The 23,340-nt window shown below is 42.0% G+C and carries 24 protein-coding genes; 18 read left to right on the top strand and 6 right to left on the bottom strand.

Annotated features, from left to right (window positions below; translation table 11 throughout):
• Positions 1–177: 177 nt before the first annotated feature.
• Entirely contained in the window at positions 178–954 is a 777-nt protein-coding gene (locus OS173_RS05100; RefSeq protein ID WP_267183194.1) for an enoyl-CoA hydratase/isomerase family protein, read from the bottom strand.
• A 220-nt stretch (positions 955–1,174) separates the two neighbouring features.
• On the opposite strand from OS173_RS05100, the gene OS173_RS05095 reads away from it, so the two are divergent.
• The 6 genes from OS173_RS05095 to OS173_RS05070 all read left to right on the top strand — a co-directional run bounded on the left by OS173_RS05095 (position 1,175) and on the right by OS173_RS05070 (position 6,593).
• Positions 1,175–1,912 carry an FKBP-type peptidyl-prolyl cis-trans isomerase gene (locus OS173_RS05095; RefSeq protein WP_267183193.1) on the top strand — a complete coding sequence of 246 codons (738 nt, stop codon included), beginning with the start codon at positions 1,175–1,177 and terminating at the stop codon, positions 1,910–1,912.
• Between the two features lie 70 nt (positions 1,913–1,982).
• Complete coding sequence (locus tag OS173_RS05090; RefSeq protein ID WP_267183192.1) at positions 1,983–2,567, top strand: NUDIX hydrolase; 585 nt, start codon at positions 1,983–1,985, stop codon at positions 2,565–2,567.
• 2 nt (positions 2,568–2,569) lie between these two features.
• On the top strand, positions 2,570–3,901 hold the full coding sequence (gene miaB / locus OS173_RS05085; RefSeq protein WP_267183191.1) for a tRNA (N6-isopentenyl adenosine(37)-C2)-methylthiotransferase MiaB: 1,332 nt from the start codon (positions 2,570–2,572) through the stop codon (positions 3,899–3,901).
• Entirely contained in the window at positions 3,894–4,907 is a 1,014-nt protein-coding gene (locus OS173_RS05080) for a PhoH family protein (RefSeq protein WP_267183190.1), read from the top strand. The genes miaB and OS173_RS05080 overlap by 8 nt, the downstream gene beginning before the upstream one ends.
• The gene (ybeY, locus tag OS173_RS05075; protein WP_267183189.1) at positions 4,904–5,347 is read left to right on the top strand and encodes an rRNA maturation RNase YbeY; all 444 of its coding nucleotides are present in this window, start codon (positions 4,904–4,906) and stop codon (positions 5,345–5,347) included. Before OS173_RS05080 ends, ybeY begins: the two co-directional genes overlap by 4 nt.
• 274 nt (positions 5,348–5,621) lie before the next feature.
• Positions 5,622–6,593, top strand: a complete 972-nt coding sequence (locus tag OS173_RS05070) for an IS110 family RNA-guided transposase (RefSeq protein ID WP_267183188.1) — start codon at positions 5,622–5,624, stop codon at positions 6,591–6,593.
• On the opposite strand, the gene OS173_RS05065 is transcribed toward OS173_RS05070, so the two are convergent.
• The gene (locus tag OS173_RS05065) at positions 6,574–7,470 is read right to left on the bottom strand and encodes a protease-associated domain-containing protein (RefSeq protein ID WP_267183187.1); all 897 of its coding nucleotides are present in this window, start codon (positions 7,468–7,470) and stop codon (positions 6,574–6,576) included. The two genes, OS173_RS05070 and OS173_RS05065, sit on opposite strands and share 20 nt — an antisense overlap.
• A gap of 586 nt (positions 7,471–8,056) precedes the next feature.
• Here OS173_RS05065 and OS173_RS05060 point away from each other — a divergent pair.
• Positions 8,057–8,521 (top strand): hypothetical protein, encoded by a 465-nt coding sequence (locus OS173_RS05060; RefSeq protein ID WP_267183186.1) that lies wholly within the window; start codon positions 8,057–8,059, stop codon positions 8,519–8,521.
• A 24-nt stretch (positions 8,522–8,545) separates the two neighbouring features.
• On the opposite strand, the gene OS173_RS05055 is transcribed toward OS173_RS05060, so the two are convergent.
• A complete protein-coding gene (locus OS173_RS05055) occupies positions 8,546–9,568 on the bottom strand; it encodes a succinylglutamate desuccinylase/aspartoacylase family protein (RefSeq protein WP_267183185.1) in 1,023 nt (340 codons plus the stop codon).
• Positions 9,569–9,952: 384 nt separating this feature from the next.
• On the opposite strand from OS173_RS05055, the gene OS173_RS05050 reads away from it, so the two are divergent.
• The gene (locus OS173_RS05050; protein ID WP_267183184.1) at positions 9,953–10,480 is read left to right on the top strand and encodes a hypothetical protein; all 528 of its coding nucleotides are present in this window, start codon (positions 9,953–9,955) and stop codon (positions 10,478–10,480) included.
• Between the two features lie 85 nt (positions 10,481–10,565).
• Here the strand turns inward: OS173_RS05050 and OS173_RS05045 are convergent, their stop codons facing one another.
• Positions 10,566–11,405, bottom strand: a complete 840-nt coding sequence (locus OS173_RS05045; protein WP_267183183.1) for a carboxylesterase family protein — start codon at positions 11,403–11,405, stop codon at positions 10,566–10,568.
• A 251-nt stretch (positions 11,406–11,656) separates the two neighbouring features.
• Between OS173_RS05045 and OS173_RS05040 the strand changes: the two genes are divergently transcribed.
• The 6 genes from OS173_RS05040 to OS173_RS05015 all read left to right on the top strand — a co-directional run bounded on the left by OS173_RS05040 (position 11,657) and on the right by OS173_RS05015 (position 16,615).
• Positions 11,657–12,442, top strand: coding sequence for an MBL fold metallo-hydrolase (locus OS173_RS05040; RefSeq protein ID WP_267183182.1), 786 nt, complete (start codon positions 11,657–11,659; stop codon positions 12,440–12,442).
• A gap of 91 nt (positions 12,443–12,533) precedes the next feature.
• Complete coding sequence (locus OS173_RS05035; protein ID WP_267183181.1) at positions 12,534–13,739, top strand: winged helix-turn-helix domain-containing protein; 1,206 nt, start codon at positions 12,534–12,536, stop codon at positions 13,737–13,739.
• A 12-nt stretch (positions 13,740–13,751) separates the two neighbouring features.
• Positions 13,752–14,852, top strand: coding sequence for an alkene reductase (locus OS173_RS05030; RefSeq protein ID WP_267183180.1), 1,101 nt, complete (start codon positions 13,752–13,754; stop codon positions 14,850–14,852).
• A 110-nt stretch (positions 14,853–14,962) separates the two neighbouring features.
• Positions 14,963–15,433, top strand: coding sequence for a helix-turn-helix domain-containing protein (locus tag OS173_RS05025; protein WP_267183179.1), 471 nt, complete (start codon positions 14,963–14,965; stop codon positions 15,431–15,433).
• A gap of 16 nt (positions 15,434–15,449) precedes the next feature.
• Positions 15,450–15,779, top strand: coding sequence for a hypothetical protein (locus OS173_RS05020; protein ID WP_267183178.1), 330 nt, complete (start codon positions 15,450–15,452; stop codon positions 15,777–15,779).
• Positions 15,780–15,856: 77 nt separating this feature from the next.
• Positions 15,857–16,615, top strand: coding sequence for an NYN domain-containing protein (locus OS173_RS05015; protein WP_267183177.1), 759 nt, complete (start codon positions 15,857–15,859; stop codon positions 16,613–16,615).
• Positions 16,616–16,727: 112 nt separating this feature from the next.
• Here OS173_RS05015 and OS173_RS05010 read toward each other — a convergent pair whose 3' ends face one another.
• Positions 16,728–17,729, bottom strand: a complete 1,002-nt coding sequence (locus OS173_RS05010) for an NADP-dependent oxidoreductase (RefSeq protein WP_267183176.1) — start codon at positions 17,727–17,729, stop codon at positions 16,728–16,730.
• A gap of 255 nt (positions 17,730–17,984) precedes the next feature.
• Between OS173_RS05010 and OS173_RS05005 the strand changes: the two genes are divergently transcribed.
• Positions 17,985–18,323 carry a GFA family protein gene (locus OS173_RS05005; protein WP_267183175.1) on the top strand — a complete coding sequence of 113 codons (339 nt, stop codon included), beginning with the start codon at positions 17,985–17,987 and terminating at the stop codon, positions 18,321–18,323.
• Between the two features lie 144 nt (positions 18,324–18,467).
• On the opposite strand, the gene OS173_RS05000 is transcribed toward OS173_RS05005, so the two are convergent.
• On the bottom strand, positions 18,468–18,731 hold the full coding sequence (locus OS173_RS05000) for a type II toxin-antitoxin system RelE/ParE family toxin (RefSeq protein WP_267183174.1): 264 nt from the start codon (positions 18,729–18,731) through the stop codon (positions 18,468–18,470).
• Between the two features lie 429 nt (positions 18,732–19,160).
• Between OS173_RS05000 and OS173_RS04995 the strand changes: the two genes are divergently transcribed.
• The 3 genes from OS173_RS04995 to OS173_RS04985 all read left to right on the top strand — a co-directional run bounded on the left by OS173_RS04995 (position 19,161) and on the right by OS173_RS04985 (position 23,330).
• Positions 19,161–19,787, top strand: coding sequence for a DUF4166 domain-containing protein (locus OS173_RS04995; RefSeq protein ID WP_267183173.1), 627 nt, complete (start codon positions 19,161–19,163; stop codon positions 19,785–19,787).
• Positions 19,777–20,883, top strand: coding sequence for a saccharopine dehydrogenase NADP-binding domain-containing protein (locus tag OS173_RS04990; RefSeq protein ID WP_267183172.1), 1,107 nt, complete (start codon positions 19,777–19,779; stop codon positions 20,881–20,883). The genes OS173_RS04995 and OS173_RS04990 overlap by 11 nt, the downstream gene beginning before the upstream one ends.
• A gap of 257 nt (positions 20,884–21,140) precedes the next feature.
• Positions 21,141–23,330, top strand: coding sequence for an OsmC domain/YcaO domain-containing protein (locus OS173_RS04985; RefSeq protein WP_267183171.1), 2,190 nt, complete (start codon positions 21,141–21,143; stop codon positions 23,328–23,330).
• Positions 23,331–23,340 lie beyond the last annotated feature (10 nt).

Genomic DNA, 23,340 nt, shown 5'->3' with positions numbered 1-23,340 from the left:
TCTGACTAAGTGGTCTTGAGGCACTAAATCCTCAAGGCTGACAAACTCATAGCTTGTTTGGATGGGGGGATGATTTTTTAGCATATTGCTATTATAAAAAATCCCCACGCAAAAGTGGGGACTTTGTCAGCAGTCTGAGCCCGAACAATTTCGGGCTTTTTTGAAGCTAAAAAATATCTATTGGCCGGTAAATTTAGCTGGACGTTTTTCTAAGAATGCCGCCGTGCCTTCGTTCTTGTCTTCGGATGAACAGCATACGCCAAAGGCTTTTACCTCGTAATCCAAGGCTTCGGACATGCCGCACTCAAGTCCTCGGTTTATGCTGTCAATAATCATGCTTAAAGCGATCGGAGCCGATTGAGCCAATTGATCAGCCACTTTCAGCACTGTCTTCATCAATTCACCTTGGGGTACCACTAAATTAGCTAAACCCATTTGCTCGGCTTGATCGGCTGAAACCATATCGCCGAGCAGATTCATTTCCATGGCTTTGCCTTTACCAACCAAACGGGTTAAACGTTGGGTGCCGCCAAAACCGGGTATGACACCCAGTTTAATTTCCGGCTGACCAAAGCGGGCATTATCACTGGCAATGCGTAAGTGACAAGCCATGGCCAATTCACAGCCGCCGCCTAAAGCGAAACCATTCACAGCCGCAATCACCGGTTTACCGCAGTTTTCGATGGTATTAAAAACCTGTTGACCGTATTGGGCAAACTGCATACCGCTGACGGCATTGGTTTTTGCTAATTCGTTGATATCAGCACCGGCCACAAAAGCTTTCTCACCACTGCCGGTGATAATAATAACCCGAACATCATCATTGCCTGCGGCGTCCTCAACCACTTTATTAAGCTGCGTTAAAGTCTCTTGATTAAGGGCGTTAAGTTTATCGGGTCGATTAATGGTGATGGTAAAAATACGGTTGTTCAATTCTGTCAGTACGTTAGCCATAAAACCTCACGAGATAATAAAACAACAAATTATAACAAGCTTAAAGTCGGATTGGTAAAAACCCAACCTGAAAACAGAATTAGAGTGGGTTTAAGGTGTCATAGTCAAAAATATTTGAACTTAAATAATGAATGAACAGGAACTTATTATTAGACAGCCTGTCTTGTGTTACAACTATTCGTGGCGTAAAATACGCCGCTTAATCAAAATGAGGTATGGAATGAAAAAATTACTCACACTGACGTTATTAATGTTTACATGGGCTGTTTTTGCACAAAATGAAGCTGCTCAACAAGAATTGCCGAAAAGTTCAGACATTACGTTTGATAAAGACATGGCATCTTATGCCGTTGGTTATCGCATGGGTTTACAAATGGCAGGCCGTAAAGCCAGTGATTTCGAACTCAATGTCGATCAAGCCGTGGCCGGTTTAAAAGATGCAGCTGCTGAAAAGGATCCCGGTTTTGACCGTGAAAAAATGGCTCAGGAATTTGCCAAATATCAACGCAAATTACAGTTATTTCAGGCTGAACAATACCAGGAAATTGCCAATGAAAACAAAAAACGCAGTGATGACTTTTTAGCCCAGAACCGCAAAAAAACCGGCATTAAAGAATTGGCTTCCGGCATTCAATACCGAGTGATTGAAGAAGGCACAGGCAAAAATGCTTCTTTAGACGATACTGTGGTGGTGCATTATTCCGGTAAATTAATTGGCAGTGACAGTTTTGATAACTATCAAGAATTTGACAGTACTTATAAACGTGGTGAACCTTTGGAAATGGACATGACTAAAGTCGGTATGAAAGGCTGGCGTGAAGTGATTCCCATGATGCAAAAAGGTGATAAATGGCAAGTTTTTTTACCACCTGAGATGGCCTATGGTCAACAAGGTCAAGGTCCTATCGGGCCTAATGAAGTCTTGGTATTCGATGTTCATTTGGTTGATATTAAATAAGACTTAAGTCACAACGTGTTAACATGGAAGGCAAGTTCACTAACTTGCCTTTTTTGGTTTTTTTATTGTCTTGAATGCTCAATTTAAACAACAGGTACAACAAAATCTGAATCAAAATTTGATTGCTGATGATGTTTGGTTGGGATCGGCGCTGACCAGTGAGCGCGCCGCTGCAGTGTTGTTTCCTTTTTACTGGCACCAACAGGAACCGTGGGTGTTACTCACACAACGTCATAGTCAGTTAAAACACCATTCAGGTCAAGTTAGCTTTCCCGGCGGTGCCTATGAAAATCAGGATAAAAATATACGCCATACCGCATTACGAGAAACCAAGGAAGAAATAGGCGTTTCTAAAGACCGCATCGATTTATGGGGTTTTTTGGACAGTATTGAATCAATCAGTGGTTTTTATGTCACGCCTTTTGTGGGTGAAATAAAAGAGCCTGAAAATTTAGACTTGTGTGTGGACGAAGTGGAACGCACCTTTGGGGTGCCTTTTAGTTTTTTTCAAAACAAAAACAATCGTGTCACCCATCGGGTTAAAACCGGTGGCCAAGTCAGTGAATATGCTGTTTTTGAATACAAAGACGACGTGATTTGGGGGCTAACAGCCCAAATCATAGTACAATTAGTCAATCGACTGGAAACAAATTAATTATGAGTGGAAAAGTATTTATTAAAACGCACGGTTGTCAGATGAATGAATATGACTCTGACAAAATGCGAGATGTTCTGATCAGTAGCCGCGGTATGACCGTGACCGATATTGAAGAAGAAGCAGATGTGATTTTAATTAACACCTGCTCAATTCGTGAAAAAGCCCAGGAAAAAGTATTTTCACAATTAGGTCGTTGGCGTAAGCTGAAAGAGAAAAAACCTGAATTAGTCATCGGTGTTGCCGGATGTGTGGCTTCTCAAGAAGGTGAAGATATTATTAAAAGAGCACCTTTTGTGGATTTGGTGTTCGGACCACAAACCATTCATCGTTTATCGACCATGTTGGATAAACGCCAATCTGAAAATAAGCCTCAGGTGGATATCAGCTTTCCCGAAATCGAAAAGTTTGATAATTTACCTGAACCGCGTAAAGAAGGCCCCACGGCTTTTGTCTCTATTATGGAAGGTTGCAGTAAATACTGTAGTTTCTGTGTGGTACCGTATACCCGTGGTGAAGAAATTTCACGGCCACTTGACAGCGTGTTAGAAGAAATCATGAAGCTGGCTGAGCAGGGCGTTAAAGAAGTCAACCTCTTAGGTCAAAACGTTAACGCTTATCGTGGCTTATCGCATACTGGTGATATTGTTGATTTGGCATTATTAATTCATTACGTGGCTGCGATTGACGGCATTGAACGTATTCGCTTTACCACTTCACACCCCACAGAATTTTCTGATGGTTTAATCGAGGCTTTTCGAGATGTGCCTGAATTGGTGAATTACCTGCATTTACCGGTACAAAGTGGTTCTGATCGCGTACTGTCGATGATGAAACGTAATCATACTGCCTTAGAATATAAACAAAAAATTCGAAAATTGCGGGAAGTGCGGCCGGATATTTCATTGTCTTCAGATTTTATTGTGGGTTTCCCGGGTGAAACAGCAAAGGATTTTGAAGATACCATGAAATTGATTACTGACATTGGTTTCGATCAATCCTTTAGTTTTATATATTCTGCGCGACCCGGGACACCTGCAGCGTCATTACCCGATACCACGCCCATGGCTGAGAAAAAAGAGCGTTTGCAGCGTTTACAGGCCACCATTAACGACATGGCAGCGAAGATTGCCCAAGATATGGTTGGTAACACCGAAAAGGTTTTGGTAGAAGGTACTTCGAAATGGTCTGATGAGGAATTATCCGGAAAAACTGAAAATAACCGAGTGGTCAACTTCGCCGGTCCGAAACGATTGATTGGACAACTGGTGGATGTCACCATCACTGAAGCATTACGCAATTCATTACGAGGCCGTGTAAACATTAATGACTGAACCAAAAGAACAACACAATAAGGACAACGAAATAATTGATAACAACACTGTTCGTAAACTCAATTTCCCTGATATCAATAATGGCAGCTTAATTAATTTGTATGGCTTACATGACAGTCATTTAAAAATGCTGGCGCGACATACCGGAACCGATATCAAAGCCCGTGGTCAAAATTTCCAAATCAGCGGCAATGAAGCGCAAGTCAACCAAGCGGTTCACATGTTAAATTTATTGGCGCAAGAAGCCAAAAAAGAAGCGCTTAATCCGGAAATTGTTCACGTCATATTAGCAGGTAACGCCACCAAACCAGATTACCAGCCACAAGATGTCGCCATTCGCACCAAAGCCGGTGTCATCACCGGGCGTTCTGATAACCAAAAAGCCTATCTGCATAACATCGTCACCCATGACATAAATTTTGGTATCGGTCCAGCCGGTACCGGCAAAACCTATCTGGCAGTGGCTTGTGCTGTGGAAGCCTTTGTCACTGACCAAGTGCGGCGTTTGGTGCTGGTCAGACCGGCTGTGGAAGCCGGTGAGCGCTTAGGTTTCTTGCCCGGTGACTTAAGTGAAAAAGTTGACCCCTATTTGCGACCACTTTATGATGCTTTATACGACATGCTGGGTCACAACAAAGTCGAAAAGATGCTGGAAAAGAACGAGATCGAAGTCGCGCCCTTGGCCTTTATGCGTGGTCGAACCTTGAATGATGCCTTTGTGATTCTCGACGAAGCCCAAAACACCACCACCGAACAGATGAAAATGTTTCTCACCCGTACCGGCTTTAACACCACCGTGGTGGTTACCGGCGACATCACCCAAATTGATCTGAAACCCGGCCAACAATCCGGTCTCAAGCACGCCATGAACATCTTGCAGGATATTAAAGGCATCAGTTTCTCCTGGTTTAAATCCAAAGACGTGGTACGTCACTCCCTGGTACAAAAAATTGTCGACGCCTACGATAATCAGAAACCTGCAGTTGAATCTAAGAAAGGTGAATGATAACACTCGACTTAATCAACGATGACAATCTACCGGCGCCTGATTCAGCCCAGTTCCAAAACTGGCTCAATCAGGTGGCCACCAGGCTGAATATAACCGGCGAGGTTTGCATAAAGATTGTTGATGAGGCCGAAAGCCAAAATCTCAACAAAACCTACCGCCAAAAAGACAAACCCACCAACGTTCTCTCTTTCCCCTCAGACATTCCTGAATTCGTCGAATCGACTCACCTCGGCGACCTCGCCATCTGCGCCCAAATCGTCGAACAAGAAGCCCAAGCTCAAAACAAAAACATAAATGATCACTGGATCCACCTCACCATTCACGGCTTTCTCCATCTCTTAGGCTACGACCACATAGAAGACACCCAAGCCGAAACCATGGAAGCCCTGGAAATTGAATTACTGGCCGATTTGGGAATAGGGAATCCGTATATTTAACTTAACCGCGACGTCCTTGTATCTTAGAAATCGTCTGTTATTTATCAAGTGATAGACTATCCAATGGCGATTGGATAAAGGGGTAGTGACATTGCAACGTCCTCCAATCGTAAAAGATTGTGCGCGAGATTAATGCCTACCCCTTACTTTAACTTCCTCAAGTACGAACAGTATCTGGTGCATCGCCGACAAGCCTTAGCACGCATAGCTACAAGAATGTATCGAAGTTAAATCATCCAATCACTGTTAATTATAACAAAACAGAGGTGATCGTATGTTTTATTGTGGAATTGATATTTCTAAACTTAAATTTGATGCAGCCATTGTTCATGACGGCGTCATTAAAACGAATACATTTAACAACACCATCGCAGGCATTAAATCATTTTATTCCTGGCTCAAAGGTTCTGACCATGAGATTATTTTTTGTATGGAAGCTACCGGTATTTATAGTGATTTATTAGCAAAAAAGCTACATCATTCAGGCTATCAGCTGGCTGTTGTTAACCCAATTAAAACCCATAACTTTAGTAAACTGGAGATGCAGCGTAACAAGACCGATTTGATTGATTCACAAATGATCGCAAGGTATTGCCGATATCTGTGGAATGAATCTAAATTCGAATTAAATCGTTACAAACCTAAAAGCAAATACTTTGAAAAGTTACAGTATTTGTTCACTCGGCTTGACCAGCTTAAGAAGATGCAGACTCAAGAAAAGAATCGAATAGAAGCCTGTTCAGACAAATCAATACGCCGAATGCTCAAGACCATGCTGAATAATATCAGCAAACAAATTGAACAAGTTGAGCGGCAAATCCGGCTTTGCCAGAAGCAAGATAAGCTACTTGATAAACAGTCTAAATTACTAACCAGCATTCATGGTGTTGGTGAAATAACTTCATGGGCTATATTAGCTTATGTGGGTGATGTTTCGCTTTTTAACAGTTCTAAGCAAGTGACAAGCTTTGCCGGATTAAACCCAAGAAAAATGGAATCAGGAACCAGTTTAAAAAAATCATGTTTATCTAAAATGGGGCACAGAAGATTACGAAGATCACTTTACATGCCGGCATTAGTGGCCATTAAACACAATCCAGTTATGCTGAAACATTATGAGAAATTGTTGGCCAAAGGTAAACCTAAAAAGGTAGCGATTTGTGCTGTTATGCGGAAACTACTGGTTGTCTGTTATGGTGTACTTAAATCTGGTAAAGAGTTCGATGTTAATTACAGAGCCCAATAAGACACTTGCCCAAGCCTCTGCGGCGAGCAGTGGGGTTTGGGGCAAAGCCCCATTTAAAAACATGAAATAATGGTTTACTTTTAAGACAGTATCTCGCGGTGTCTTTGGTCACCCAGCCTTCAACCAGAGCCAATTTCACGCCTTTGTCTTGTCTAACCATATCAAACTGTGGTCCGGTCCAACTGGACGCCACCGTTGACCAGGGATAGGCCGCCGGTTTGGTGTCATGAATAATAATGGCTGCAGCCGCACCCTGACGCGCAGCTTCGTCGTATTTGTAATCCCAACGACCGTAATAGGTCATGCTGTTGCCATTAAATAAATCATCGTCCTGGGTGGCATAGCCCGGATCATTGACCAGCATCACCACTGTTTTACCGCTTACATCCATACCCGCATAATCATTCCAGTTTTGTTCCGGGGCATTGATGCCATAACCAACAAACACCAATTCGCTGTCATCAATGGCCACAGATTCAGTTTGCTGCCGAGTCCATATCACTTGTTCTTTGGTGTAGTGTAAAGTCAAATCCTGACCTGAATCGTCATGAATGGTTAGGCTTGGTTTATTCATGGCTTCAACCGAAGTCAACGGCACGGCTTGTGTATAACTGTCGCCATTGCCGGGTTTAAGACCCGCGGATTTAAATTCTTTAATTAAATGATCAACGGTTAATTCCTCACCCCGGGTGCCGGGTCCACGGCCTTCAAATTTATCAGAAGCCAGGGTTTTGATGTGGTCTGTTAATGATTCGACTGTCATGGCATTGGCACCGACTTGCTCAGTCACATTAACAGGCAGGTTGGAATCTTGCTTATGCAGCTCTTGGCTGCATCCAAATAAGAATATGGGCAATACACAGATAAGGGATTTCATGGTTGCTTGGCTCCTAAAGGTTACAAATCAATATGTATTGATTTGGCTAAAATGAAACAGTTTCTTTCTCATAAGCCATGTTTAATGGTTTGGTTGACTAAAGTCAACTACCCAATATAAATACACCCGTGGTGCATTTAGAGCGATAAATGGTAAATAAACATGATTTAATAACCAAAAAGACGACTCGTCATTCCGGCCAATACCACATCCTGTTAACTTGGCACACCTACGTCCTGTAGGCGACTAAGCGAAGCGCATGGACGCCGCCAAGGATGGCGGTGTTAGAATCGAGACCGGATCGGAGATTGAGGAATCTTCTCAATTTAGTCAGAATTTTAAACTTTGGGAGATATCTCCACTCGCTTCGCTCGGTCGATATGACAACATTTGTTTTGGGTTCTTCCAAATGCACCACGGGTAAATACGTTTAATCTGAATTAAGGAAATATTTAAAAGTTTGATTGTTTGGGTAGTTTGTTTAACCGACCCAAGTTTTATTATGTCAGTGATTTTTAGGTATATTTCAAAATAATAGATAGTTTAATCATGATAATATCTTGATTCTTATCGATATCATACTGCCATGCAAAATAACAAGTCTGTTTTAGTTGTCCGAATTATAGCCATCGTAACCGCGGCAATCGCGCTGTATTCTCTTGCGGGTCTATTGAAGGTTATTTGGTTGGAATCGAGTTACACGCCTCAAAGTGATTCCATGTCTAAAATTTTTGTGTTGAATTTAGTGTGGTACATCTGGTTTGCTTTGTTGCTTGTTCTGAAGATTGTATCGGCCTATGGTCTATTTCGAATTCGACCTTGGTCCTGGAAGTTTGCCATTGCTGTATTCTCTGCTGATTTTCTCAGTCGTCTATACGGTATAATGTCTATGCTCGGTGAAGCCCCCACTCTAAATCAGAGTGAAGGGGGAATAATCGGATCCTTCAATATTTGGCCCATCTATATTCAGGCAATCATACCGCTTATTGTAGTTATTATTTTATTGCAGAAACCCATTAAAAAGCTATTTAGTAAGAACGAAAGGATTTAATCGGTCTTAATTTCAGTTCATTCCTTACTCATAACTAACTTGCATATTTTCAATGCTGGCTTCGACTTTTTTGGGTTTATTAAAGTAGGCGATGTGATACACGGCTTCGCCTTCTTGCACCAGTGGGATGTTTTGTTTGCCGATGATAATACCGTCGGCATTGCTCAAAACTTTTGAGGAGACATCGCCCAGGGGTTTTTTGATTTCCGCCAATACATCATGCTCAGACACGCGATCGCCCAGTTCCTTTTTATGAATGACAAAGCCGCTGTCAGAAGCCCGTACCCAGCCGCTGTTTCTGGCGACAAAAGGCTCAAAGGGTGGTTTTTTTGATTTCAGTTTGGGTAGCATCTCTAAATGGCGTAAGACATTAATAATGCCTTTGACGCCAACCTTAATGGATAACTCGTCAAACCGCAGGGCTTGGCCCGCTTCATAAAGTAACATGGGAATGCCGTGTTCATCGGCACATTGCCGTAAGGAACCGTCTCTTAAGTTGGAATTAATCAATACCGGAACCGCAAAGGCTTTGGCCATTTCTAAGGTGACCGGATCATCCAAATTGGCTCTGATTTGCGGCAGGTTACTGCGATGAATGGCGCCGGTATGTAAGTCAATACCAAAATCACATTTGGTGACCACTTCTTGCATAAATAAATAAGCAATCCGCCCGGCCAGAGAGCCTTTGGCAGAACCCGGAAAACAGCGGTTTAAATCGCGCCGATCGGGTAAATAACGACTTTGATTCAGCACCCCAAAACCATTGACTATCGGAACCGCAATTAAGGTCCCACGCAAGGAATTAATTGATCGACTATTAATTAAACGACTGATGATTTCTATGCCATTGAGTTCATCACCATGAATGGCGCCACTGACAAAGATGGTTGGTCCGGGTTTTTTACCGCGTTTCACATAAATCGGAATCGACATATTGGTGTCGGTGTATAATCGTACCGTTGGTAGTTCAATTTTCTTGGTTTCTCCCGGCATAATGCGGTGACTGCCAATCACTAGCTCATCTTTTGATTTGTCATTTTGATTCATAAATTTAAATTTACCTTGGGTGTAAGAAAACTGAATACAATTTTATGCAATGCTGATTATAGGATTAATAAGTTAAAAGGGTAAGGTTAATTATGCAAAGAAATTTAATCAAATAAGTACTGTAGGAAGGGCTCTGCCCATCAACAGCTATGTCCTAAATTTTAGCATTTATACAGCTTAGCATGGCATCTGTTTTCAGGCAGAATTGTGATGGGCGGAGCCCATCCTACTGTTGTCATGTTGGTTTGTGTACTGTTAATCGGGTGTAAAATGTGAGCCATTTGGCACTTTAAGCAAGACATGAAGCATTCGGAATGCTCTGAATATAGGTCAATTAAGAAATATGTTAGACTAATCGAAATTAAACATAATTGAGGATAATTAATGCAAAAATTGAGTCAAATTAAACAACAATCTCGTGTTACTTTTAAATTTGTTTTTATCACGTTAATCGCTTTACTACTGAGTAATTGTGGTAAACCAAATTTTGAAGAATTTTACCTCGCTGAAATGGCCGAGATTGGTAATGATGTCACCGGAGTGAAAGTCATCGATCGAATCGAGGTCGATAATTATGGTGTCGCTTTAACGGCTAAGATTATAGATGGGGAAGGGCTTAAGTATGTCAGCATGAAGCCTTACGAAATAACAGCAGATGGCTGGGACCTTAAACCCGGTTCAGGCTGCAGCAGTGCCTATGCCCGACTAGGCTCAGGAAATAATAATGCCTACTGTGGAAAAATTGACCCGCGTTATGAAGGTGTGACAGATGTTTTACTTAATGATGAAAAAGTAAAAATCATTGAACTTCATAATCAAAAATACTGGTACACAGTGTCCCAAAAAGACACGGCCATTATAAGCTATGTTAATAAAGATGGAACAACACTGAAAAATTACGAAGTAGATTAATGGCTTTGGGATGCATTAAACAGTAGAAATTTCTTAGCACTTAAAATTGTTACAATTTTTACGTTCCATAAATCAGATGACTGATTTATGGAACGGTTATGGCATCTTCGTTTCTGAAATTCAATAACCAGTGATAAATATCATGGCCGGCGCTTAAATCATAGGTGCGACGCCATGAATTATGACCAACACCAGGGTAAATGACCATGCTCACATCTGCCAATGGAGATTGGCAGTCCAGTATTTTATTAATGGGCGTTGTGGTCCCTGTCACATCTACGGTGCCATCATTGTCACCATGAAAAGCCCAAATGGGTGTTTTTCCCAAATCACAGCCGGCATTGTTGTAGGCACTTTTGCCGTTACCGGCAATCGGTACCATCGCAGCAATTTGTGTATTGGTGTTTTTACCGAGATAATTCCATGCGCCAATCGCGCCACAACTAATTCCGGTTAAATAAACCCGTGTTGGGTTGATGTCATAGTTAATCAGGGCATAGTTAATAAAGTCTCTGATCTGATTGCTTGAAGTGCAACCATTGGACGAGCGTTGTGGCGAAAGCACCACAAAAGGTAAATCCTCATGCCAAGAATTATTGTTGATTAATTTGGGCGGACCATTGGCTAAGACACGGTTAAGTTGGCTGTCGCCATTGCCGTTTTCACCTAAGCCATGAATAAATAAAAGCAGTGGGTATTCTTGACCCGGAGTTTCGTAACCGGCTGGCAAGTACTCATAATAGCCTTGTGCGGCATCGGTTGTTCCTATTGGTTTAGGTGTATGGCGACTTGAAGGCTGGCCATTGCCCGTAGCAATCGTCGGTAAATCAGATTTTTCAAAATTATTGACAAAAATGGCCTGACTAATTGTGGGCTGGAACAGCCAACATAAAACCATTGCCATAAAAATTATGTTTTTAATCATTCATTAATTACTTTCCTGAGTATAAAGAAATTGTAATTGGCTAAGCCTTAAGTTTCGAGAACTGGTTAGCATAAAAAACAAATAGATTGAAATTGAAAAATATTGTGAGAAAGATATGTCAAAGAACACTTTAGAAATCTAAAACCACTATCTAGTCCGTAAATGAGTCAAATTGATGGTATTTTTGATAATTGACCCTATGTCTGATTGTCCAACTAGCATACTATCTATTAGCATAATAATGCATTGATATGAAAGTCCACCATTTAAGCGGTTATATTCAGTCGATTTATCTCGTTGAGTACCCAACAGGCTTATTGTTGCTTGATGGTTGCTGTCGAGCTGATGTGCCAATGATCAGTGAATTTATAGAACAACAGCTACAACGCCCCCTATCTGATTTAAAAACCCTGGTGGTAACCCATATGCACCCAGATCATGCCGGTGCTGCGCATAAATTGCGTCAATTAACAGGTTGCGTGATTGTTTCTGCTGATAAACCCCAACAGTGGTACCGTGGACTTAATGGACTGTTGATGCATTGGATTGATATGGCTTTGACTGTTTTTGTGGCAAGGAAACTTAAAAAGCCTTGGAAGAACGTCCTCTATAGTCGAAAACTAAAACCTGATGTTAAAGTCAAAGAAGGCGACCAGGTGCCGCATTTCCCCGACTGGACATTACTGGAAACTCCCGGTCATACGGATCGAGATTTATCGGTGTTTCACCCTCAGGGAAATTGGATTTATGTGGCCGATTTAATCATTAAGCTTAAGCGCGGATTTATCGCACCTTTTCCGGTGTTTCACCCCAACAAATACCGCCAATCCTTGCGCAGAATTAAACAGCTTGCACCAACTAAAATCATGTTGGCTCATGGCGGTATGTTGCAGATGCAAGACGCCGATTTTGATCACATGATGAATGAAATGATTGAGAAGTCACCAAAATTACCGCGCACACCCTTAAGGGCTTCGCTGCTTAAAATTAAAAGGGTTATGGGTAAAATCGATACAGACAAAGACAATAAACTCTAATTCAATTTTTGATTCGATTTCTTGGGCATAAAATTATGGTTACATTGTATTATGCTCTTGATAATCACAATCATAATAGTCAAATACCTCTATGATTAAAATTCAACGCTCGCAAGAACTGGCGAAGTTACGTCGACTGGCTCTGGCTGGTCAGGGTTTATTGCACAGGCAACCCTTTGGTCAGGGCTTGTCTGGCGTGCGCAGTGCCATTGAACATTTAGGTTATGTCCAGATTGACACCATATCGGTTGTCGAGCGGGCGCATCATCATGTTTTGCAGACGAGGGTGCCGGGCTTTAAGCCGGATATGTTGGATCAACTGTTGCTGGGTGGTGATGTTTTTGAATATTGGTCACACGCCGCGGCTTTTCTGCCGATGACTGATTTTCGATTTTCCTTACCCTATAAGCAGGCCATAAAAAGTGGCCAAACCCACTGGTACAAAAATCCGGATAAAAAGCTCATGGCAGAATTGCTTGAGCGGATACGTCTTGATGGTCCGTTACGCTCGCGGGATTTAGAAATAAAGCGCACCACAACCAAAGGCTGGTGGGACTGGAAGCCGGCTAAAAAAGCCTTGGAGCAATTGTATATGCAAGGGGATTTAATGGTTAGTAGCCGAGAAGGTTTCCAAAAAATATATGACTTGACCGAACGGGTATTGCCATCAGACGTCAATACCCGGATACCAACTATGGCAGAATTTGCGGCACATATTGTGGAGCAACAATTACGCTGTCATGCCCTTGTTTCACTGAAAGGCCTGACCTATCTGCGACGTAATATCGAACTCAATAAAGCGGTCAAAACTCTGGTTAATGAACGTTTGACACAAGGTTTTTTAGAGCAAGTCAAATTGAGCAGTGGTGAAGTTTATTACATAACAACCGGAGCGCTTGATGCGCGTTTACCCAACGTTAGCAACCGCATGGTTATTCTGTCACCCTTTGATAACAGTGTGATTCAACGCGATCGACTAAAAAGCCTGTTTGGTTTTGACTATAAAATTGAATGCTATGTACCCGCAGCCAAACGTCAGTATGGTTACTTCTCACTGCCACTGCTGTACCGCGATGAGTTTATTGGCCGCATGGATTGTAAATCCCATCGCAAGACCCAACATTTAGAGATTAAATGCCTGCATTTTGAAAAACATAATTTTGATGTGGATTTGGTGACTTCGGCTTTTGTCGATGCCATTCAACAGTTCAGGCAGTTTCAACAATGTAATACGGTGTCCTTGACCAAGGTGGAGCCGAATGATATCTCTCAACTATTGCGCAATGCGCTTAAATGACTGGAGTAAGCAATGGACAATAAACAACCTCTTTTAACAGAATACCCATTAGGTGATATGACCCTAAAAAACCGCGTGGTTATGGCGCCGTTGACCCGGAGTCGGGCCGATAATCCGGGTAAAGTCCCGAATGATTTGATGGTTGAGTATTATGCTCAGCGAGCTTCAGCCGGTTTAATCATTTCTGAGGGTTCCCAGATTTCCGAGCGCGCTGTTGGTTATATCAATACCCCGGGGATTCATACCGATGAACAGGTGCAAGGCTGGCAGAAAGTCACCGAAGCGGTGCATGCCAGGGGTGGCAAGATCTTCTGTCAGTTGTGGCATGTGGGTCGCATGTCGCATCCGGATTTTCATCAGGGTGAGTTGCCGCTGTCGGCGTCTGCCATTAACCCAAATTCTCAGTCTTTCACACCTGAAGGTTTTAAAGACACGGTGACACCCAAAGCCATGACCATCGACGAGATAAAACAGACCATTTCTGATTACGGCCAGGCGGCCAAAAATGCCATGGCAGCGGGATTTGATGGTGTTGAGATTCATTCCTCCAATGGCTATTTATTACATCAGTTTTTCAGCAAAACATCGAATCACAGAAGCGATGAATATGGGGGTACCATTGAAAATAGGGCAAAAATTCTGTTTGAAGTGATTGATGAAATTAAACAGCATGTTCCTGAAAATCGCATCGGTTTGCGACTTAACCCCTCATTGCACGGCATCTTTGGTATGACCCTTGATGAAGAAAGTATCCCGACCTTTGATTACATCGTAAAGTCGCTCAATAATTACGATTTGGCCTACCTCCATCTTTCAGAGCCTTTTAATGATGTCAGTGATGTGCCATACGCCGAGCCGAACATCGCCAAGCATTACCGACCACTCTATAAAGGTACTTTGATGATTAATACCGGCTTTAATCGAGAACGCGGCAATCAAGTGATTGCCGATGGCTTGGCTGATTTGGTGGCTTTTGGTAAGTTGTTTATTTCCAATCCTGATTTGGTTGAGCGCTTTGCCGCGAAGGCTGAAACCGCACGATGGGATGAGGATACCTTTTATACCCCGGGTGCCAAAGGTTATACAGATTACCCAGTGCTTGATCCGACTTAATGTGATTGGACCATTTTTAGTTTGGCGGCCTGATGTCGTAAGAATGGCGTCAGGGTTTTGAGGTGATTATGTTTTAATTCAGGGTTTATAATAATGAGCATCTGCTAAATATGAAAAATACTGAAATGAACATAGCCACAGAAAAACTCAAAGACCAACGACAAGGTAAAGGTTGGACCCAACAGCACTTATCTGATATCAGCGGACTTAGCCTAAGAACAATCCAACGGGCTGAAACGGTTGGTAATGTATCGAATGAAACCTTAAAAGCCCTGTCTGCCGTTTTTGAAGTCGAGCGTTCCTTTTGGCAAGTGGATTCTTTTTCAAAAAAAGAGAAACAACAAATCCTACAAAAAGGCTGGCGCATTGCTTTGCAGTCCATTGCTTTGGCGCAAGTGATTGCTTCGCTTGTTGTTTGGTTATTTGTTGGTTCAATTAGTATTATATGGCTAAAAGTCCTGATGGCAACTTGGCTGGTTTTGGGATTTTGTTTCTTCGTGGTTCGCTCTACTGCCTATCAGCATAACCTTAATTCATACCAAGCATTTCAAGCGATACGGGATAAGTTTAAACTGTATTAAGATTTAGGAATTAAACATGTATAAGTATTTATTTGTGTTGTTTTTTTTATTTTCAGGTTGTGATCAGTTTGATTTAGCTGTTAGCTTGAACGATAGAGTCAGAGCTGTCGAAAAAATTATCCAAGAAAAATGTAATGTTATAAATAGAGCTGAATCAACAACGACTTCAAAGAAAATACAATATATCAAAATTTTAATTCTGAAAGGATATGAAAAATCTCAGTGTGAGAATAGTGATGTTCTGAGGATATTAACTGACTATTTAGAGGAAGAATTTGGTCATTCGGATATACCACTATATATTGAGTATACTAGGAATAACAAACAAGTTCTGGAAGAGTTATAAATCAAAAAAATAATTATACTTTAATTATTGATTCATAATGATATGCTGTAGTTGCTTTTTAGACTTATAATAAAACCATGGAAGAAAGAAAAAAATTAACGGTACTGATCGATGCCGACAACATCAGTCCGGCGCTTTGTGAGGCTTTGATTCAGGAGGTGGCTAAATACGGCGTTGCCAGTGTTAAGCGGGCTTATGGAGATTGGACCACGCCACAATTGACCTCATGGAAGCCGATGTTGCATGAATATGCCATTAGTCCGATGCAGCAGTTCAGCTACACCACTGGTAAGAATTCCACGGATTCATCGATGATTATTGATGCCATGGATTTGCTTTATACGGATAAATTCGATGGCTTCTGCCTTGTTACCAGTGATTCTGATTTTACTAAGCTGGCGACCCGAATCCGGGAAGCCGGCTTGGTTGTTTATGGCTTTGGTGAGAAGAAAACCCCCGGTTCGCTGCAAGCGGCATGTGATAAGTTTGTGTTTTTAGAGGCCTTAGTACTGCCGAGCAGTGATTCAGATGCGGATAAAGGCAAAAAAGTGGCTTCTAAAGAACGAAAAACCAAGAAGCAGTTAAACCAAGATACCAAGCTCATCAGTCTTCTTCGGGGTGCCGTTGAAGCCACATCAGATGATGAAGGCTGGGCAAATATAGCTGCAGTCGGGGCTCATATCGCCAATCAGAGCTCCTTTGATTCGAGAAACTACGGTTATCGCAAGTTGAGTGCTTTAATTGAAACCACTGAATTATTTGACATAGAAAAGCGCAATCCACGGGGTAAGAACACCTATGATTTGTATCTGCGAGATAAGCGATTTGCAGAGTAGTTTCAGCAATTTATGACCTTAAAGGTTTAAACAATCATATTTTAGTCATGAACAAGCATGTTAGTATTGGTAACAAAGCATGCTTGTTCAATGATGTTTGCCTATGATTGGTCTAAACTTTCACCACCATTTTGCCTTTATTTTTACCTTCAAAAAGATCCATAAAAGCCTGGGGAATGTTATCGAAACCTTCGCGGATGGTTTCGGTGTATTTGAGTTTATCTTGTTGTAGCCATTCGGCCAGTTGTTTTATGCCTTCAGGGTGGCGCTCAACATAGTCGAAAATAATAAAACCTTGCATGGAAGCACTGTTTTTGACCAAGAAGGGTTGCGGACTGATGCCTTTCGGGGCTTCGGTGTTGTTATAAACCGCAATGGCACCGCAGTTAATGGTTCTGGAGAACTTGTTGATGTTAAATAACACGGCGTCAGAAATTTCACCGCCGACATTATCAAAATAGACATCGACACCGTCGGGACAGGCTTGACCAATGGCTTTCACCATGTTGTCGGTGGTGTTATAGTTAATACCGGCATCAAAACCAAAATCTGATGTCAGCATCTCGATTTTCTCATCGCTGCCGGCAATACCAACCACCCGTAAGCCCAGTATTTTACCGATTTGGCCGACAACACTGCCAACAGCACCGGCTGCACCGGAAATCAGCAGGGTTTCACCTTTTTTCGGTTTGCCAATATCAGTGAGACCAAAATAAGCGGTTAAACCGGTCATGCCTAAAATGCCCAAATAGGCAGATAGGGGTGCCTTATCAGGATCAACTTTTATCAGACCGTCGGTTTTTAAAACCTGAGTTTCTTTCCAGGGCATCATACCGGAGACAAAATCACCGGCTTTAAAATCATTATGTTTAGATTCGATGACCTCTGCAATGATTCCTGACGCCATGGGTTTCCCGACTTGAAAAGGTTCAATATAAGAAGGTGCATCACTCATGCGACCTCTTAAATAGGGATCGACCGAAACATAGCGGGTGCTCAATAAAACCTCGCCATCTTTTAATTTAAGCACTTCTGAGGTGGTGAATTCAAAGTCTGATAAGGTCGGCTTGCCAACCGGTCTGCTTTTTAAATTAATTGTTTTTGTGGTTTGCATGGTTTCTCCTTTACGCATTATTATTTTTGAATTAAAGATAACAGCCCTAAATATTATCCACGGAACGTGACAAACCTTCTGTATGGTTTTAAATAATAGAAAGGACAGTTTTGTTATTTATCATTATAAGCTTTTGCTTGTGAAGTTTAAGTAAATCGAGTTGAGTGATTAAGGAATATTTACTGATAATGATAATTTATGACAACAATCGTGCTTAAATAGGATTGTAAATTTCTTTCAATGCGAGAATAAGTGATGAAAATAAGCTGTCACTGTGGCAATGTTGTTATTGATGTTGACAAACCAACTGAAGTGACACAATGTAACTGTTCAATTTGCAGTCGCTATATGAGTTTATGGGGCTATTACCCACCTAATGAGCCGCTGATTACTATTGGTGCAGACGGCATCGATTCGTATTCCTGGGGTGATAAAGAATTGGAATTTATGCGCTGTGCCAACTGTGGTTGTGTTACTCACTACAAAACAAAACCCAATACATTAAAGCAGAAAACTGCCATTAATATTGGTCTCGCTCGGGAGAAGATTGCTGATGTCCCTGTTCGGATCTTTAATGGCGCTGTAGAGCTGTAGATTTTTTAATCATGGCGTTTAGTGAAGCCATGTTCAATGAATATTGCAATCGTTGTAGCCTTGCTAAGTTTATTGGGTTAACCTCTCATTGGGGATCTGAATTGAAGGGTCAATTTTATTTATGCTTTTTGCAGTTGAATGTTTTCATTTATTTTGTAAGATTTCTAATAAATTATTAGGGTCTTGGCGATTGTCCCAGAAAGCAGTGATTAAAATCTCTTTATCAGATACTTTGTAGAAAATACTGAAATTTTCCAACGATGCAACCCGGGTGTCTTTAAAATTCGCTCTTTTGTAAATGAAAGGTGATTCAGCGATTTGGTTGGTTTTTTTCGAAACGGTTTCAATGAGTTTTTTTTGAGTAAGTATTTGACTTATTACGCTTGACCCAATATTCAAGTAGGCCAACTAGTTGGATATTAGCGGTTCTGGTTCATTTTACAGTCCGTTTAACCATTCAAGGTTTCGTTTGTCCATGGCTTCTTGAGATATTAGTCGTCCTTTTTTAATATCTGATTCGCTCATTTTGAGCATTTCTATTTGTTCCGAGCTTAACTTCAATATCTCATTATGTGTCGCGCTTGATGAGATCAGATTATCAAGTGCCGCCAAAAGATCCTTGTTTTTTTATGGTTAGGGTTTTATCAATCAGCTCGTTTCTTATTTTGTCAACTGTTGCCATAAAGATATTTTATTTAATTGGTAATTTCATAAACTATAAAGCCATTATAGTATTTTTGAGTAGATTTGTATATTTAAACGAAGGTGCTTGAGTTGTGTTAAAAGTTAAACATAAAGTAATGTGATAATATACGTGGTCTAATTTAGGGGTATTTAGTGCAAAAACATAACACCATTAAATGGAGTTTGGGTCGAGATTGGCACTGCTTGCACCCGAATGTTCAAAAGCGCTTTAATCGTTTGCCTACAGAAGATAATCCGATTCTCTATGAAGGTGTGATGGAGCGGGTAGAGTGTTCAAAAGCGGGGCAGTTGTTTGCTTTTTTGACCAAAGTGATTGGCAACCCGTTAAGTCCATATCAAGGCACCGATATCAAGATGTCAGTGCGGCTAACCAGTTCTGCAAATAAGTCCGGTGTTAACTGGAAAAGAACCTATTACTTTCCGGGCAAAGCGCCGTTTAGTGTAACCTCCACCAAAAAAGATGACCGCGGTAAAATGATGGAGATGGTTGGCGGTGGTTTTGGCATGTTTTTAAATGTGTATGCCGAACAGGGTCAGCTGCATTTTAAGAGTACTCGATATTTTTGGAAATTCATTCGTTGGTATCTGCCTTTACCGCATTGGTTGAGCCCGGGTGAAACGCATGTGATTCATCAGGACTTGGGTCACGGAGATTTTAGATTTTCGATTACCATGGATCACCCGGTGTTAAAGCGGACCTTTTATCAAACCGGCATTTTTCGTGAAGTCAGCAATCAGGAACAAGCCAATGACGGCTAAGATTCTGGTACTGGGTGGCTATGGCACCTTCGGTAGTCGCATTAGCCGGGCTTTGTGCCGAAAAGGCTTTCATGTCATTATCAATGGCCGCAATAAGGAAAAAGCCGAAAAACTCAAAGCTGAGATTCTCAGCGACAAAGCCGATGCACTGATAGAGGTGGCGTGCTTTGATGTGTTTACTGAATTATATGAGCAAATAAATCACTTAAAACCTTCGTTGCTTATTCACACTTGTGGGCCTTTTCAGGGTCAAGACACGTTAATCGCTGAGACGGTTATTAAGGCCGGTGTTCATTATATTGACCTGGCCGATGGCCGCGATTATGTGCAAGACATGTTAAAGCTAGATGCGCTGGCAAAATCCAAGCATGTGATCGTCATTACAGCCGCCAGCACGGTGCCAACTTTATCGTCTGCTGTTTTAAAACACTTTCAACAAGAGCATGACATTAAATTATTCCAATCCGTCAAAATGGGCATTTCACCGGGTCAAAAAACAGACCGTGGTCTGGCCACCAGTCAAGCGGTGTTATCGTATATTGGCAAGCCATTAACGCCCTGGCGCGGTGCGCCCAATAAGCCATACGGCTGGCAGCATACCTATTTGCAAAAATATCCGGGCATCAGGAATCGCTTGATGGGGAATTGCGAAGTCGCTGATTTGGATTTATTGCCGGATTATTTTGCCATTAAGAAATTACAGTTTTCAGCCGGTATGGAAAGTAAACTGCTGCATAGCGGTATTTGGCTGTGTTCCTGGCTGGTGCGATTGGGTGTGCCTTTGAAATTAGAACAACACGCGGGCTTTTGGTTAAAGCTTAGTCGCGGGTTTGATTTTTTAGGCACTGAAGACGGCGGTATGCATGTTGAGATTACTGCGGTCAACAACAAGAATCAAAGCATCCATAAAACCTGGTTTATCGTTGCTAAAAACAACGATGGTCCACAGATCCCCTGTGTTCCGGCGATTGTTATGGCGGAGAAAATATTGGACGGAGGGTTAAAGCCTGGTGTGCAGCCTTGTATTAATATGGTTAGCCTGGATGAATACCTCAATGAATTGAAACCTCATGCTATTGAGACATTTGAGTTTTGAGTTGCGAAACATTATAAACTCAATAAATTAGTGAACACAGCCCTCAATCCCCTCTCAAGAGGGGAGGTGAATCGGTCAGTTTTTGTTAAAGATACTAATCAAAAGAGGAAGCTAATTCCCCTCATGAGAGGGGTGCAGGGGTGTGTTCTTTCAGTTTATCGTCATTTAAAAATAAAAACAGATTTTACGCTTTAGAGTATCATTTTTTATCACAGGTTATAATGCGGTGATTTATTGACCGCATTGGATGAACCGCCATGGAAATCAAAGTTAATTTTCTCGACAACCTCAGACAAGAAGCGCTGTTTGATGATTTTAAGGTTATTACGGATCAGCCGATTCGTTATAAGGGCGATGGTTCGGCACCGGGTCCGTTTGATTACTTTTTAGCTTCGTCAGCATTGTGTGCGGCTTATTTTGTGCGGATATATTGCAACAGTCGCAATATCCCGACGGAGCATATCCGTTTGTCACAGAATAATATCGTTGATCCCGAAGACCGCTATAACCAGATTTTTAAAATTCAGGTGGAATTACCTGAAGATATTTCGGAAAAAGATCGGCGCGGGATTTTACGGTCCATTGATCGCTGTACGGTAAAAAAAGTGGTGCAAACCGGCCCTGAGTTTCAAGTCGAGATTGTCGAGAATCTGGATGCCGAAAGTGGGGCTTTGTTGATGGCGGATGTCGATCAAGGTTCACAAACATTTATCGAGGGCAAGGATTTGCCGCTGGAGCAGACCATTGCCAATATAACGTCGTTAATTGCTGATTTGGGTATTAAAATCGAAATTGGTTCCTGGCGCAATTTAGTGCCCAATGTCTGGTCACTGCATTTACGGGATGCCGCATCACCCTTGTGTTTTACCAATGGTAAAGGTTCGACCAAAGAAAGTGCTTTGTGCTCGGCATTGGGTGAGTTTGTGGAGCGCATGAATTGTGGTTTTTTCTACAATGATTATTTTTTTGGTGAAGCCATTGCCAACAGTGAGTTTGTGCATTACCCGAATGAGAAATGGTTTCCACTGGCAGCGGATGATGCGTTACCGGCCGGTATACTCGATGACTATTGCTTGGCGATTTATAACCCAGAAGGTGAATTGCGCGGCTCGCATTTAATTGACACCAATTCAGGGCGGGTTGATCGCGGCATTTGTTGTATTCCTTATCAGCGGCTTTCGGACGGTGAGACGGTTTATTTCCCGTCCAATCTTATTGAAAACCTGTATGTCAGTAATGGCATGAGTTCGGGCAACACCTTAGCTGAAGCCAAAGTTCAGGCTTTATCGGAAATCATCGAGCGGGCGGTCAAAAAGAAAATTATTCAGGAAGAAATTGCCTTACCGGATGTTCCAGAAGCGGTTTTGGCGAAATACCCGAACATTGTGGCGGGTATTGAAGCCCTGGCAGAGCAGGGTTTTCCAGTGGTGGTCAAAGACGCGTCTTTGGGCGGACAATTCCCGGTGATGAATGTCACGCTGATGAACCCGAAAACCGGTGGTGCCTATGCCTGTTTTGGCGCCCACCCGAGTTTTGAAGTGGCTTTGGAACGCACCCTGACTGAGTTGTTACAAGGCCGTAGTTTTCAGGGTTTAGATGATATGCCACGGCCGACTTTTAACAGTCTGGCAGTGACTGAGCCGGAAAACTCGGTGGATCATTTTATTGATTCAACCGGTGTTGTCTCCTGGCGCTTTTTTAGTCATCAGTCTGATTATGAATTCTGTGAATGGGATTTTGCAGATAGCACCGCAGCCGAAAGCGATTTTCTGATGGGCTTATTCGAAGACATGGGCTTAGAAGTCTATATGGCGGTATTTGATGAGCTGGGCTCTCCGGTATGTCGGGTATTGGTGCCGGGTTATTCGGAAATTTATCCGGTGGAGGATTTGGTTTGGGATAACACCAATATGGCACTGGATTACCGAGAAGACATTCTCAATATCCATCGTTTAAATGACAAGGAACTGCATGATCTGGTAACCCGTTTAGAAGACAGTCAGCTCGATAATTACATGGACATTAAAACCCTGATTGGTATTGAGTTTGATGAAAATACGGTGTGGGGACAACTCACCATTTTAGAGCTTAAAATACTGATTTATCTGGTTTTAAAGGACTATGAAGAAGCCCTTGATTTGGTGCAGGCTTTCTTGCAATACAATGATAACACCGTTGAGCGGGAGCTGTTCTATCTGGCCATGGAAGCAGTGCTGGAAATCACCTTTGACGATTCAATGCAGATTGCGCATTATATGGATAATCTTAAACGTATGTTTGGAAACGAAACGGCTGAAGCAGTGGTCGCATCCGTGACCGGTGAAGTCCGCTTTCATGGTTTAACCGAAACCAGTATGCAATTAGAAGGCTTAGACCGGCATTTGAATTTAATCGAGTTTATTCAAAAAGTGCACCGGGCGCGTGCTAAAATTAATCTAAGTAATTGATGCCAAAAGC

Source organism: Marinicella gelatinilytica, assembly GCF_026410405.1.
In the GTDB taxonomy this organism is placed as follows: domain Bacteria; phylum Pseudomonadota; class Gammaproteobacteria; order Xanthomonadales; family Marinicellaceae; genus Marinicella; species Marinicella gelatinilytica.
The sequence above is the reverse complement of the archived record's forward strand: the minus strand, read 5'-3'. Positions and strand labels throughout refer to the sequence as shown.